This is a genomic window from Ferruginibacter albus (assembly GCF_020042285.1).
GTDB classification, from domain to species: Bacteria; Bacteroidota; Bacteroidia; order Chitinophagales; family Chitinophagaceae; genus Ferruginibacter; species Ferruginibacter albus.
The window spans coordinates 3108148-3123813 of record NZ_CP083388.1 but is presented as its reverse complement, the minus strand read 5'-3'; the positions used below and the strand labels follow the sequence as shown (position 1 = coordinate 3123813).

Genomic DNA, 15666 nt, shown 5'->3' with positions numbered 1-15666 from the left:
TTTAACTTAAAAAATTAGAATACCATGGCAGAAATGGATACGTCGTCCGGTGGTGGTCATAAGAAAGGCCCCGGCGTCAAAAAATCTAAAAAACTTTCTACTCGTGTGGATCTTACTCCAATGGTAGATCTTGGTTTTCTGCTTATAACCTTTTTCATCTTTACTACAACATTAAGTCAGCCTACTACTATGAAGCTGCTAATGCCGAAAGATGATATACAGGATAAGGATCTTACTAAAATTAAAGAAAGTGGTGCATTGACCATTTTATTAGGTAAGAACGACCAGGTTTATTATTATGAAGGAATGGATCCAACCAAATTGCAATCTTCTACATTTAAAAAAATAAGACAAGTAGTATTGACTAAAAAAGCCAATACGCCTGTAGATGACCTTTTCATTACCATTAAGCCCGGTAAAGAATCGGATTATAAAAATGTAGTGGACATATTGGATGAAATGACCATTAATGATATTAAGCGATATGCAATAGATAATCCGAATGATGTTGAAGAGCTTGTAGTAACAAGAACAGAACAGGCAAACGGAATTAAATAAATTGTATGAAACAGTAAATTGTTTCAGCTGATTAAAAAAACATAAATGGAAGCAAACAAAATATTATCGGCAGATCTGTTAGACATACTCTTTGAAGGAAAAAACAAAGATTATGGAGCTTATGATCTGCGCAAAACGTATAACAAGCGTTTAAGAAATGCAGCGCTTATTACTTTGAGCATTGGTGTTTTGATTTTCCTGGTGTATTTTTTATCAAATGCACTTAGACCAAAAGAAGAAGTAGCAATAGAGGTAAAAGATGTGTCTCTTTCAAATGTAAAGAAACCGGATAAACCACTACCGCCACCACCACCACCGCCAAAATTACCCCCACCTCCTAAAGTGGAAACGATCAAGTTTACTCCACCAAAAGTGGTGAAGGATGAAGAAGTTCCGAAGGATGAAAAGCCACCGGAAATTGCAAAAGTGGAAGACACTAAAATAGATGTTAACACCCAGGAAGGTGTGAAAGACAATGGTGTTGTAGCGCCTCCTGTTGAAGAAAAAGGAACGGGTGTAGTAGAAGCTCCACCAGATGACAATACCGTTTTTACAAAAGTTGAAAAAGAGGCAGCATTTCCGGGTGGAGATGGAGCCTGGAGACGTTATTTGGAGAAGAACTTAAATGCAAGTGCTCCTATTGATAATGGTGCTCCGGAAGGAACGTATACTGTTATTGTGAAATTTATTGTGAGTAAAGATGGAAGCATTAGTGATGTAGAAGCTGAAACACACTTTGGCTATGGTATGGAAGACGAAGCTATCCGTGCAATTAAAAGAGGACCTAAATGGACCCCGGCATTGCAGAATGGACGTAACGTAAATGCATACCGTCGTCAACCAATAACGTTTGTTGTGCAGGAAAATTAAATTTAAATAGTTTTTTAAACCTCTTCAGTAATGAAGAGGTTTTTTTATTGTAAAAAATATCAGCAATAAAGTTTATTTAAATAGCAGTATGGAATCGATCGATATAGTGATCTAAATAGTAAACTAATTACTATGGCAGAGATAGAAGCAGGCATCCGTAAAAAAACGGCCGGTGTTAAACGCTGCATTAAAAAAAGGTTGGGTGTTGATCTGACCCCTATGGTTGATCTGGGTTTTTTATTGATCACATTTTTTATTCTTACTACCTCATTGTCAAAACCTGCAGTATCGCAGTTGTTGATGCCGAAAGATAGTCCAGCAACTACTCCCGTATGTGAATCATGCACTATAACGTTATTACTGCAAGGCGATAATAAACTTTATTATTATGAAGGCATATCGGGTGAGAGCAACCTTCCTTTAAAAACTACTTTTTCATCAAATGGTTTACGCAAGCTATTGCAGCAAAAGCAACAAAAAGTATTCATGGCAAAAGGAACAAAACAAGATATGATATTGATAATAAAACCCGGTAAAGAATCTTCTTATAAAAATTTGATGGATATGCTGGATGAAGTGTCTATTAACGATATCAAACATTACTATATAGATACGCCTGATAAAATGGATGAAAAAGCGCTGGCAAATATGAACTGATGGCGAACAGCGAGCAGGTCATAAAAATCGTTTCAATCCCGCCAGACAATTTATCTTTGATAGATGTTAAATAATCTTTCCGGTTGGGATGATACCATTGTTGCACTGGCAACGCCGCCCGGTATTGGAGCTATTGGCGTTATACGTCTAAGCGGTAAAGAATCGTTCAGTATTATCAATTCTTTATTTCCTTCGAAAGAGCTGTTGAAACAGGCTTCACATACATTGCATGTTGGTTTTATTAAGGAGGATGATAAAGTGCTGGATGAAGTAGTCGTTTCATTGTTTAAAAATCCTAAAAGTTATACAGGCGAAGATGTGGTAGAAATAAGTTGTCATGGTTCTCCTTATGTACAACAACAGGTATTGCAAGCTTGCATTAATAAAGGCGCAAGATTGGCAAAGGCAGGAGAGTTCACGCAACGTGCTTTTTTGAATGGTAAGTTAGATCTCACCCAGGCAGAAGCAGTAGCAGATCTGATCGCCAGTAACACATCCGCTTCACAGAAGGCAGCATTGCATAATATTCGGGGAGGTTTTTCAGATGTATTAAAACAACTGCGGGAGGAATTGATCACTTTCTCAGCCCTGATAGAGTTAGAATTGGATTTTAGCCAGGAAGATGTTGAGTTTGCCGACAGAAAAAAATTCTACGAGCTAATTGAAAAAGCACAGGTAATCACCAATGAATTATTGGAATCATTTCAATTAGGGAATGTTATCCGCAATGGAATTAGTGTTGCCATTATCGGTAAACCCAATGCAGGTAAATCAACCTTATTAAATACCTTATTGAATGAAGACAGGGCAATTGTAAGCGATATCGCCGGCACTACAAGAGATACTATTGAAGAAGTGATTAATATTAATGATGTTTTGTTTCGATTGATTGATACAGCGGGAATTCGTGAACATACATCTGACATAATTGAAAGTATAGGAGTAGAGAAAAGCCTGGCAAAAATGCGTTCTGCAGATATTGTTTTGTATTTATTTGATGTAAATTCTTATACTGCCGAAGACTTATTAAAAATTGAAAAAGATCTTCAGCGTCAACAAATAAATTACCTGTTGATTGGTAATAAGGCAGATACTGGTTCTACTAATTTTGAAAATGCATTATTAATATCAGCCAAGCAGCAACAAGGCATAAAAGAATTAAAAGAGAAGCTATTTGCAGCTACTGTGCATAATGATATTGCTGAAAATGCTGTTGTTACCAATAGTCGTCATCATGCAGCTTTGCAAAAAATAAGCGAATCCTTGGCGGCAATAAAAACCGGTTTGGATAAAAATATTTCCGGCGACTTGTTAACTCCCGACATACATCGTTGTCTTCACTACATTTCTGAAATAACCGGTACTATAACCAATGAGACTGTGCTGGATTATGTGTTTAGTAAATTTTGTATCGGGAAGTAGGTTGGTTCTATATAATGTGATAAATAACTGTGCAATTTAATCAACACGCTCAGAACTATTTTTTATTACTTGCTAACTCAATGGCTCTTCCCTTTCCTCTAATTCATTCTCAACTGTGGAATTTTTTTCTCATGCCATATTCTTTCTCTCAAAAAATGTTGAGATTCAGTCCTTAACTATACTGGCAAGAAAATTGAAGTTGCTTTTGTATAATTAACGATTATGAAATCTTTTTTTACGGATTTCAAAATAAAGCTTGCAAAGAGAATTTTGTTTGTCATTGTTCTAATGCCGGTTAAGGGATTGGCTCAAATTGATACAATTCATGAACACGCTGTTTCAGGTAAAGTAACAAGCGAGGCCGGGCTTGCACTATCCAATGTTTCCATTCAAATACAAGGCACAAGTAAAGGTACTACAACGAATGCAACCGGAGAATTTGCAATCATCGCATCGGACAGTGATGTACTGGTTTTTTCTTCTGTGGGATATAAAACACAGATGGTAACGGTGGCTGGACAAACCGGCATCAATGTAACACTTGCAACAAGCGCAGAAGAATTGACACAGGTAATTGTAGTAGGTTATGGTACGCAACGGAAACGTGATGTTACCGGAGCAACATCTACCGTTAACGGATCAGACCTGGTAAAACAAATTGTAAACACACCAACACAAGCACTTCAAGGCAAAGCAACAGGTGTGCAAATAATTGCCAGCAGCTCTCCCGGTATTGCACCACAGATACGAATAAGAGGTACGGGTACTGCTTTGGGTGGTACACATGCATTGTATGTAGTAGATGGAATACTTACGGATGATATCACTAATATTAATACAGCCGATATAACCGACATTACTATATTAAAAGATGCTTCGGCTACATCTATATATGGATCCCGTGGTGCAAATGGAGTAGTTATTATCACTACTAAAAAGGGAGCATCAGGGAAAATGGTAATTAACTACAGTGATAACATAGGTGTATCGCAGGCCGCTAATCTGGTACGAATGGCGAATACAGCAGAGTATGATAATTATTACCAGGCTTCCACCGGGCAAATTCCTATCTCTACACCTTATTCAACCGATTGGTACAATACTATTTTACGTAATGCATGGCAGCAAACCCACAACCTGTCTATATCAGGAGGTAATGATAAGGCAGTTTATTTTTTCAGCGCAGGCTATATTGACCAGGATGGTATCGTCATCAACAATAATTATAAACGTTTCACCTTGCGTTCTAATGAAGAGTTTAAGGTCACCAATGCTATAAAGTTTGGAATACAGGCATCTTACAGTAACGGAGTTAATCAAAATGGATTTAATAATATAAATCTTGATTCATTGGGTAATGCAGGTTCTGTATTGAATGACGCATATCGTGCTGCACCCATTATAGCCAATATCGAAAATGGCAAGTACGGTAATACTTCTGCTTATCAAAATGTAGGCAATCCATTGCTCGATCTTAATGATAATAATATAAAAGCGATCAGCAACAGGTTGCAAGGCGCCGCTTACGTAGAAATAAAACCTTTTCAATGGGTAACCTATCGCTCTTCTATTGGTGCTGATTGGTACAGCAATGCCAACCGGGCTTATAATTATCAATTCAATTCCGATACTACTACCTTTTTAATTGCGGGCGGTAATCAATATAATAATCGAAGCAGTTTAAATATCAAGAACTCAAACACATTGCATTGGGTGTGGGATAATTTACTAACGTTTACGAAACGTATTCAAAAGAATGATATAACGCTTTTGATAGGTACTACGGCAGAAAAATTTCAATATAGTTTTATTTCTTCCAGCAGAAAAGATGTGCCAGCAGATCCCAATTTATGGTATATAGGAGTGGGTGATGCCAACTCTTCTCAGAATGATGGAAATGGTGATGCCTGGTCAAGAGCATCTTATTTTGGAAGAATTAATTATGCATATGACAATAAGTATTTATTAACGGCTTCTATTCGTTCCGATGGAAGTTCACGACTTCCTTCTCAAAACCGCTACCGTACCTATCCTTCTGTTGGTCTAGGATGGGTAATTTCCAAAGAAGATTTTATGCGTGACCAAAAAATATTTGATTATTTAAAACTGAGAGGCAGTTGGGGCAGAGTGGGTAATGATCAAATAGAAACAGGAGCCTTCACTACTACTGTAGCACAAAATTTAGGATATCCTTTTGGAGGTATTGCTGATAATGCAACAAACGGAAGCAGGATAACCCAATTTAAAGATCCCAATATAACATGGGAAGAAACGGAAGAGTATGATGCTGCATTAGAGTTTGCTTTCTTTAATTCAAAGTTAACCGGCGAGATAAACTACTATAATAAAAATGTGCTCAATGCACTGATCAATAAATTTATACTGGCAACCATATATGATGAAAATAGTTTGGTATTAACCAATGCTGCAACCATACAAAATAAAGGCTGGGAATTTTCTTTGAATTGGAAAGATAAGGTCAGTAAAAATGTTTCATACAGTATTGGCGGTAATATAACTTTTAATACCAACACGGTAACATCGTTAAATGGCGGTGTGCCAACATACGGTGGAGATATAGGCGCCAATCAGGGATTGGTTACGTTAACGGATGTTGGTCAGCCGGTAGGCAGCTTTTATGTATTGCAGGTGCTGGGCGTATTTAATACGGATGCTGATGTAAATAATTATGTAGACAAGAACGGTAATAAAATTCAACCTACTGCAAATCCCGGTGATTTTAAATATTTGGATAAAAATGGTGATGGAAAAATTGATGATAATGACAGAGTATTTGCAGGCTCTTATCAACCTGTAGCTTATTATGGAATTAATGGAAGTGTTACGTATAAAAACTGGGATTTTAGTTTTGATATTTATGGTAACGCAGGCAACAAAGTATATAATGGTAAAAGGGCTGTACGTGTTTATGGAACAGATAATGTAGAAGCAGACCTGGCTTATAACAGATGGACACCAACTAATCAATCCCAAACACAACCTGCTGCTAATACCGGAAATCTATTAGCATCTACTTATTTTGTTGAGTCGGGTTCTTTCGCTCGTCTTAACAATGTGACTATTGGATTTACTCTTCCTGAAAAAACACTTCAACGGATAAAGATATCAGGCTTAAGAATATTCGCATCGGTACAAAATATATATACGCTTAAAGCATATAGCGGCTTTACTGCCGAATTGCCCGGCGAACCAACTGACTCAGGAATTGAATTGGATGCTTATCCTACTACACGATCGATGGTGGTAGGTGTAAATGTTAGTTTGTAAATAAAAAACGATGAAACGTGAACTGAAAATATTATTGTATGGCATCTTCCTAATAGCAATCTCTTCATGCACAAAAGAATTTTTAGATGTGCCGGTACAGGGAAGTGAAACGCCAATATCAGATCCTTCTTTGGCGCAAAAATTAGTAGTAGGAACATATAATAGCTTGCTGCAGGGTGATTCATGGAATACGGGAGATGTTGATGGATTTGCATTGATAGCTGCAACTGATATTATGTCTGATGATGCAGATAAAGGAAGCTATGCGGATGACCAGGCTACTACTGCAGGAGAATTTGATAATTTTACACTTAGCTCTACCAATGAGTTTGCTGCAACATTATGGAGAGGACATTACAATAGCATAGGTGCTGCAAATTATGCGTTAAAGAATTTATACATAGCCAATATTGATACTGCAACAAAAAATGAATTGATCGGGGAAGTTCGTTTTTTAAGAGGCTATTTATATTTTAATATGGTAAGAATGTTTGGTGGCGTACCACTTGTTTTAAAAATTCCGCAAGATCTTAACGAAGCACTCACAGACAGCGTATTAAAAGTAAGAGCACCGGCAGCACTGGTGTATGATAGTATAGAAGCAGACCTGCAATATGCCATTGATCATCTTCCGTTACAAAATACAGGACATGCTACGAAAGGAGCTGCACAATCAATGTTGGCAAAAGTTTACATGTATCAAAATCAATGGCAAAAAGTTTTTGATCTTACAAATCAAGTCATCGCTTCAGGCATATATCAATTATTACCCGATTATGCTACTTTATTCAGGCAGGCAGGAGATAACAGCATTGAATCAGTTTTTGAAATTGAAACAGGCGCTTTCAACAATACCAATTTGGGTATTGCTAATTATACCGTAAGCCAGGGGCCACGGGTAGGTGGCTTAGGAGGATGGGATGATTTGGGTTGGGGCTTTTGTAATCCAACACCAAGTCTTATTGCTGCGTATGAAACGGGAGATGTAAGAAAAGATGCTACGATCATTTTTATTGATAATTCAGGAACGCATCGTGGTACTGTTCTCTGGGATGGTTTTCGTATTCCCAGTTCTGATTCTGTTCAAAATCTTTATTATAACTATAAAGCATACACCAGTAAGGCAAAAGAAAAATTTGCAGATGCAGGCACAAAAGACCGACCTAAAAATGTACATATACTACGCTATGCAGAAGTGTTGTTGATGAATGCAGAAGCTGCATTACAGCCAGATGTTAACCAACCGGCACAAGCCGCAGATGATATTAACCTGATAAGAACACGTGCCAATCTTTTTCCCAAAGGCAGCGTAACAATAAATGACGTTTGGCAGGAACGACATGTAGAATTAGCAATGGAACATGATCGTTTTTGGGATATCGTTCGCCAGGGAAGAGCAGCACAGGTAATGACTGCTGCAGGCAAAAATTTTGCAGCAGGTAAAAATGAATTATTGCCGATACCGAGCACACAAATACAATTAAGCGGGGGAGCGCTGAAACAAAACCCCGGATATTGATCATGAAAAGTAATAGCAACATATCAGTGATCAAAAAAGGGTTTTTCCTTTTTTCTATACTTCACATAAGAGGTTCGCCTTATTATTAGATTTATCACAGCCTTAACCGAAAATCGATTTTTAAACAATTTAAAACAGAAACAATGAAATGGCTGAAAATAAAAAATAGAATATTCATTTCTGCGATGAGCATTTTATCTATAGCAATATTCGGAACCTCCTGCTCAAAAGATAATAGTACGTTGCCGCCGGTTAATGGATACAATGCATCTAATGATGTGGCTTCATCAAGTTTGCTGGCACACTGGACTTTTGATGGCACTAATAATGAAACCATATCAGGAACGGCTCCTTCAACCTCAAACGGGGCTTCATTTGGAACCGGTATAAAAGGGCAGGGATTGTCTCTTAACAATGGTTACATTCTTTATCCTACTATTGCTGCATTAAGCAGTGCAAATGCATTGGGAAGTTTTACCGTAAGTGCATGGATAAATACAGATAACAGAGATACGCTGGCTTCTTCTGTATTTGCATTAACAAAAACTACAAGTGCACAAACCGATTGGAATGATGGACCGATCAATATGTATGTTGAAACAGTTAAGAATCATCTTACTTACGATGATACATTAGTATTACATGGCGCTTTTGCAACATATCCCGGAGGGATAAGAGCAGGTGGTGATAATATTAATGATTACGGAGTTCGCGGTGTTGATTTCCAAACGGTGTTGGGTACAAAAAAATGGGTGCATTACGTATTGCGTTATGATGGTGCAGGATCTAATATTGACATCTATGCAAATGGTACAAGAGTGTCTAATAACAATTTTAGATTTAGAGGTGCAGGCACTCCTGCCGTTGGTTTAGGAGCATTAGTAATGCCCGTTCCCACACAAGTGTTAATTGGAGGTTGGCCGAGCGCAACAACCGGTTTTACTAATTCTGCAGCACAGACATGGCAGGGTTTATTTGTAGGGTCTATTGATGAAGTAAGAGTGTACAACAAATCTTTGTCAGACCTGGAAATTGGATCGCTTTATCAATTAGAATTAGCTGGAAGATAATTTTAAAGAGAGATTGTTGAAGAGCAATCTCTCTTTTTATTAATTATGTTTACTATGAAGCATATATTGTTTTTTGTAATGATGCTATTGGCATTATCCTTCTGTAAAAAGGAAGCGCCTGTAAATCCTCCGGGTACTTTACAATCCTTAAAGATCACTGTAAACGATTCGCTGGTTAATAGTACTGTTTACTATAACGCCACTAATAAGCCGGCGATAAAGATTTTCTTTTCTGAACCGATAGATACTGCCGGTATTTACACTCGTGTTCTTATTAAAAATGCCAATGGTACCGCATTGCCTGTTAATTACGGATTGGCAAATATGGATAGTGTTTTAGTAGTGCAACCTTCCGGTAATCTTCAATCCATTTCAGTTTATACGGTAGCAATTTCCAATGGTATAAAATCCATACACAATAGTTTATTACAGCAAAACATTTCTTTCAATATTGTTACAGCTATTGATTCATCCGATAAGTTCGCAAGAATAAGCGACAGCGTTTTATTAGACCTGGTACAAAAACAAACATTAAAATACTTTTGGGATTTTGGCCATCCTGTTTCAGGATTGGCAAGAGAAAGAAATACATCGGGAGATGTTGTAACCACCGGTGGCAGCGGTTTTGGAATCATGTCATTATTGGTAGGAGTACACCATAATTTTATTTCCAGGACAGATGGGTTAGGTAGAATGACAAAGATTGTATCCTTTCTTACAAACAAGGCTCATCGCTATCACGGTGCCTTTCCACACTGGCTAAATGGAGCAACAGGAGAAACAGTTCCGTTTAGTCCTAAAGATGATGGCGCTGATTTGGTCGAAACTTCTTACTTAATGGAAGGCTTATTATGTGCACGACAATTTTTTAACAGCACTGTCGATAATAATGAAATTCAGTTGCGGGACAGTATTAATAATTTATGGAATGGCGTAGAGTGGAGCTGGTTCAGGCAAAACAATCAAAATGCTTTGTATTGGCACTGGAGTCCTGATTTTGATTGGGCCATGAATATGCAGATCAACGGATGGAATGAGGCTTTGATCACTTATGTATTGGCAGCATCATCTAACAATTATAATATTCCTTTAGCTGTTTATCAAAATGGATGGGCATTGAATGGAAATATAAAAAACAATAAACAATATTTTGGCATAACACTTCCCTTGGGGCCAGACTATGGTGGTCCGTTGTTCTTTTCTCATTATTCTTTTTTAGGAATTAATCCTAATAATTTAATGGATGTGTATGCCAATTACTGGACGCAGAATACAGCGCATTCAAAGATCAATTATTCTTATTGTGTAAACAATCCAAAAAGATTTAACGGTTATAGCAGTCAATGTTGGGGATTAACGGCAAGTGATGACAACAATGGCTATGATGCGCATTCGCCCACTAATGATGATGGCGTTATTTCTCCAACCGCAGCATTATCATCAATGGCATATACACCTACTGAATCTATGAATGCATTGCGCTTTTTCTATTACAAGTTAGGAGATAAGATTTGGGGCGATTATGGTTTTAAAGATGCTTTTAATTTGTCCAATGTGTGGTTTGCAGATTCTTATCTTGCCATAGACCAGGGACCTATTATTGTAATGATAGAAAATTATCGTAGCGGATTATTATGGAACTTATTTATGAGTTGCCCAGAAGTAAAGAAAGGTATGAAAGACCTCGGTTTTCAAAGTCCCGACTTGCAATAAACTTGATCGCATGAAATATACTGTAACTGTTTTCTTTTTAGTGATGATGAATGTCGGCTTTGCACAAGATGCAGCGATGAATAAATTTATCAGCGATCTTATGCAAAAGATGACACTAGAGGAAAAGATAGGACAGTTAAATCTTCCTTCCATTGGTTTTGATGTTACAGGACCTGTGTTAAGCAAAGATGTAGAGTCTAAGATACAGAAGGGCTTAGTAGGTGGTGTGTTCAACACATTTACACCGAATGCCGTACGTAAGTTGCAAGACATTGCCGTTAAACAAACCCGTTTAAAAATTCCGCTTTTATTTGGTTATGATGTGATACATGGTCATCGAACCATCTTTCCTATTCCGTTAGGTTTAGCAGCGAGCTGGGATACGGCTTTGATACGCAGAATTGCCCGTGCCGCTGCAGATGAAGCAACAGCAGATGGATTGAACTGGACATTTTCACCAATGGTTGATATAGCACGTGACCCACGATGGGGAAGGGTTTCAGAAGGAGCAGGAGAGGATCCTTTTTTAGGATCACAAATTGCAAAAGCAATGGTGCAGGGATACCAGGGTAATAATTTAACAGCAGATTCTACTTTAATGGCGTGCATTAAACACTTTGCATTATATGGTGCAGTGGAGGCTGGCAGAGAATACAATGTAGTTGATATGAGTACTGTAAAAATGTACAATGATTATTTGCCTCCTTATAAAGCAGGCGTGGATGCTGGTGCCGGTTCTATAATGAGTTCGTTTAATGAAATAAACGGAATGCCTGCAACCGCTGATAAGTGGTTAATGACGGATCTGTTAAGAAAACAATGGGGGTTTAAAGGCTTTGTTGCTACAGACTATACTGCAGTGAGTGAATTAATAAATCACGGTATTGGAGATTCCATGCAGGTAACACAACAATCAATAAATGCAGGCATTGATATGGATATGGTCAGTGAATTATTTTTGTTGGAGTTGCCGGATCTTGTTAAACAAGGAAAGGTTTCTGTAGCTACGATTGATAATGCCTGTCGTTTAATATTAGAAGCAAAATATAAATTAGGATTATTTGAAGATCCTTATCGTTATATCAGCGAAGAAAGAAATAAAAAAGAAATAATGAGTGCCGATAAGCTGGTATTAGCGAAGGAAGCGGCATTGAAAAGCATAGTGTTATTAAAAAATATAAAATTAAAGAACAGACAACATGTTTTGCCTTTATCACGAGATGAAAAAATTGCTTTTATCGGACCATTGGTAAAAGATAAAAGAAATCTTATTGGGAGTTGGAGTGCTGCCGGTGACTGGAAGAATGCTGTGAGTATTTGGGAAGCTTTATTGCAAAAGAAAATGGATGAGACCTTGTATGCGAAAGGATGTAATTTATTGGACGATAAAGAACTTATCGCAAAATTGAATGTTCATGATGCACAAATCGAAACAGATTCGCTGACGCCACAACAACTAATTGACAATGCAGTTAAAGTGGCAGCGCAAGCGGATGTGGTAGTAGCAGTTCTAGGCGAATCATTTGCTATGAGCGGTGAAGCTGCCAGCAGAAGCGATATTGGATTGCCGGAAAACCAGGAAGACCTGTTAAAAGCATTGAAGCAAACAGGAAAACCTATTGTATTGGTTTTAATGAATGGAAGGCCCTTAACATTGGACTGGGAAAATGATAGTGTGGATGCGATAGTAGAAACATGGTTTGCAGGTACTATGGCGGGACCCGCTATTGTGGATGTTTTATTCGGAGATTATAATCCTTCAGGAAAAATAACTATGAGTTATCCTGAAAACGTTGGACAAATTCCTGTTTATTATAATCATAAAAATACCGGTCGTCCTTTTGATGATAAAAATAAATACACTTCCAAATATTTAGATGTTTCTAACGAGCCTTTATATCCTTTTGGTTATGGGTTAAGTTATTCTTCATTTGATTATAGTGACATGACATTGAACAAAAATTATTTAGATAAAAATAGTTCCATCACTGCCAGTGTTACTATTGCCAATAATGGAAATTACGATGGCGAAGAAACCGCTGAAATGTATATACAGGATATCAGTGCCAGTATTACCCGTCCTTTAAAAGAATTAAAAGGGTTCCAAAAGATCTATCTGAAAAAAGGAGAAAGCAAAAAAGTGCAATTTCTTATTACTGAAAAAGATCTTCGATTTTATAATGCAGATTTACATTTTGTATCAGAGCCGGGCAAGTTTAAAATTTATATTGGCGGCTGTTCTGCCAACTGTAGCGAAAATGAGTTTGAATTAAGATAAGTAAGGATACGATATATCACCTCTTTCTATCTGCTATTACAATTTTTTCCTCTAACTGTTCAGCATACTGTCATTTGTATTAACTTACTTCAATGCTTTCCACCAAAAAGAATAAAGCAGCAGGATATACCGCTGACAATAAGATAAAACTCATTCATGGGGGCAAAGAATATTTTGATACACTATTGACTTTATTTGATAAGGCAGCGTTTTCTATTCATTTACAGACCTACATTTTTGAAGAAGATGAGACAGGCAGGCTGGTGGCGGATGCATTAATAAAGGCTGCAACAAAAGGAATAAAGGTTTTTGTTTTAGTAGATGGTTATGCATCACAAGGACTTTCAAAACATTTTGTGCAACAATTAAAACAGAGCGGCATTTTCTTTCGTTGGTTTGAGCCTGTTTTACGTAGCAGGCATTTTTATTTTGGGAGAAGACTGCATCATAAAGTTGTAGTGGCAGACGGTTATTATAGTTTGGTAGGAGGCATTAACATAAGTAATCGCTATAATGATATGCCAAATGAAAATGCATGGATGGATTGGGCACTATATTCAGAAGGCGAAGTAAACAAAAAATTGTATCAGGTCTGTCGGGCATTGTGGAATAAATCCGGCTGGGGTAAAAAAAGAAATTTTCCTTCTGTTAGTACAATTGATACGTCTACGGAAAATGAATGCCTGGTAGCTATTCGAAGAAATGATTGGGTAAGGGGTAAGAATGAAATTACCAAAAGCTATGTACGAACGATCAGGGAGGCGCAATCGAATGTTATTATCATGTCAAGTTATTTTTTGCCGGGCAGACTAATTAAAAGAAGCCTTGCTTTAGCGGCAAAAAGAAAAGTAAAAGTAGTGGTGATCGCTACCGGTAAATCTGATGTAACGCTTGCAAAACATGCAGAGCGCCATATATATCGATGGTTACTAAAGAATGGCATTGAATTGTATGAGTATCGTTCCAATATATTGCATAGTAAATTAAGTGTTTGCGATGGAGAATGGATAACAGTAGGATCGTACAATGTGAATAATATCAGCGCCTATGCCAGTGTTGAGTTGAATATGGATGTGTTGGATAGTGAATTTGTAAAAGAAGCGGAAAAAATGTTACAAGCGATTATTGCAGCAGATTGCGAAAGGATCACAGAAGCTGATTTTATCAGGCATAATAATTTTATTAAAAGAATATGGCAGCAAATATGTTATAACCTGGTGAGAGTAATTTTTTATCTTTTTACTTTTTATTTTAAACAAGAGAGACAATAAATTAATTACCCTTTATTCTTGTAATAAGATTTTTTATTGCATCTTCATTCCATTGCTCAAACCTGCCGCGTTGAACAACAGTTTTGTTTTCATCAGGATATTGTAAATAATAATGAAAGGCAAATTTGTTGTAAGGATATTGCCAGCCTAATATTTGCCCAAAACGAAGATCGTTAAACACGGTGGTATCATGCCACTTCTCTATGGTATAATAATGTTGAGAAAACCGAAGTAATCGTAGAAAGTCCTCCTTGCTTTTATATTCCGTTGCTAAATAATTGTTTCGGGGAAAATAATGAAAGCTTATTTGCTTCTTTGTATCAAATACAGATCTATAACCAATATAATAACCACTATCATTTTCACTTACTATATACCAAAGCCAATTGTTGAAAGAGGTAGGTGTAGTTAGAAAGCGGTTACTGGAAATATGCTCTTCAGCAAGAATTTCCTTGATGTCTTTATCAATGTTAAATTTATTGAATGCACAATAGCTTAAATAAATAAACGGAATTAGTAAACCGATCTTCCACCAAAAATTTCTATGTGCATGAAACCGGTTCAAAAAGATCAATGCAATAAAAGCAATTCCCGGAACTATTGAAAAAAAAGGATCCGCTACATAAATAATGTTAAATGAAAAACGATGGTGACTAAACGGTTCTAACCAGCCTATGCCGTAATTATTAAAGCTGTCCAGGAACAAGTGTAAAAAAACTTCTGTAAGAAAAAAGAACAGCCATTTTTTATATGAGATATCGTGAGGACGATGAACACGCTCTGCGGTTAATGCAAATGCCGGCGAGATAAGGAGCGCAAATAAAACAGAATGTGTGAATCCTCTGTGTGCTAACAGATTCTCTGTAGTGCTTAACCATGAACCAGCAATAAAGTCTATGTCAGGAATGCTTTGTGCCAATGCTCCCCAAAACATTGCTTTCTTTCCAAAGCCCTTTTCAAAAAAAGCTTCACCGATACAGGCGCCTAAAACAATATGTGTAAGAGAATCCATTGTTTTGG

11 protein-coding genes are annotated in these 15666 nt (G+C 37.2%); 10 read left to right on the top strand and 1 reads right to left on the bottom strand.

The genetic code is table 11. The annotated features are described in order from the left end of the window. Nucleotides 1-24 precede the first annotated feature (24 nt). From K9M53_RS13340 to K9M53_RS13295, 10 genes are all read left to right on the top strand, one after another. Nucleotides 25-558: an ExbD/TolR family protein gene (locus K9M53_RS13340; protein WP_224015701.1), complete on the top strand. Its 534-nt coding sequence runs from the start codon at nucleotides 25-27 to the stop codon at nucleotides 556-558. A gap of 45 nt (nucleotides 559-603) precedes the next feature. Then, nucleotides 604-1428 carry an energy transducer TonB gene (locus tag K9M53_RS13335; protein WP_224015699.1) on the top strand — a complete coding sequence of 275 codons (825 nt, stop codon included), beginning with the start codon at nucleotides 604-606 and terminating at the stop codon, nucleotides 1426-1428. 132 nt (nucleotides 1429-1560) lie between these two features. After that, a complete protein-coding gene (locus K9M53_RS13330; RefSeq protein WP_224015696.1) occupies nucleotides 1561-2085 on the top strand; it encodes an ExbD/TolR family protein in 525 nt (174 codons plus the stop codon). Between the two features lie 63 nt (nucleotides 2086-2148). Continuing rightward, the gene (gene mnmE, locus K9M53_RS13325; protein WP_224015694.1) at nucleotides 2149-3507 is read left to right on the top strand and encodes a tRNA uridine-5-carboxymethylaminomethyl(34) synthesis GTPase MnmE; all 1359 of its coding nucleotides are present in this window, start codon (nucleotides 2149-2151) and stop codon (nucleotides 3505-3507) included. Between the two features lie 222 nt (nucleotides 3508-3729). Further along, entirely contained in the window at nucleotides 3730-6795 is a 3066-nt protein-coding gene (locus K9M53_RS13320; protein ID WP_224015691.1) for a SusC/RagA family TonB-linked outer membrane protein, read from the top strand. A gap of 10 nt (nucleotides 6796-6805) precedes the next feature. Beyond that, the gene (locus K9M53_RS13315) at nucleotides 6806-8314 is read left to right on the top strand and encodes a RagB/SusD family nutrient uptake outer membrane protein (protein WP_224015689.1); all 1509 of its coding nucleotides are present in this window, start codon (nucleotides 6806-6808) and stop codon (nucleotides 8312-8314) included. A 143-nt stretch (nucleotides 8315-8457) separates the two neighbouring features. Continuing rightward, on the top strand, nucleotides 8458-9384 hold the full coding sequence (locus tag K9M53_RS13310; RefSeq protein ID WP_224015687.1) for a LamG domain-containing protein: 927 nt from the start codon (nucleotides 8458-8460) through the stop codon (nucleotides 9382-9384). Between the two features lie 54 nt (nucleotides 9385-9438). Beyond that, a complete protein-coding gene (locus tag K9M53_RS13305) occupies nucleotides 9439-11097 on the top strand; it encodes a glucoamylase family protein (protein ID WP_224015684.1) in 1659 nt (552 codons plus the stop codon). A gap of 10 nt (nucleotides 11098-11107) precedes the next feature. Further along, on the top strand, nucleotides 11108-13375 hold the full coding sequence (bglX, locus tag K9M53_RS13300; RefSeq protein ID WP_224015682.1) for a beta-glucosidase BglX: 2268 nt from the start codon (nucleotides 11108-11110) through the stop codon (nucleotides 13373-13375). Between the two features lie 92 nt (nucleotides 13376-13467). Next, nucleotides 13468-14646, top strand: coding sequence for a phospholipase D-like domain-containing protein (locus K9M53_RS13295; protein ID WP_224015679.1), 1179 nt, complete (start codon nucleotides 13468-13470; stop codon nucleotides 14644-14646). A 1-nt stretch (nucleotide 14647) separates the two neighbouring features. Here K9M53_RS13295 and K9M53_RS13290 read toward each other — a convergent pair whose 3' ends face one another. Further along, complete coding sequence (locus K9M53_RS13290; RefSeq protein WP_224015677.1) at nucleotides 14648-15658, bottom strand: metal-dependent hydrolase; 1011 nt, start codon at nucleotides 15656-15658, stop codon at nucleotides 14648-14650. Nucleotides 15659-15666 lie beyond the last annotated feature (8 nt).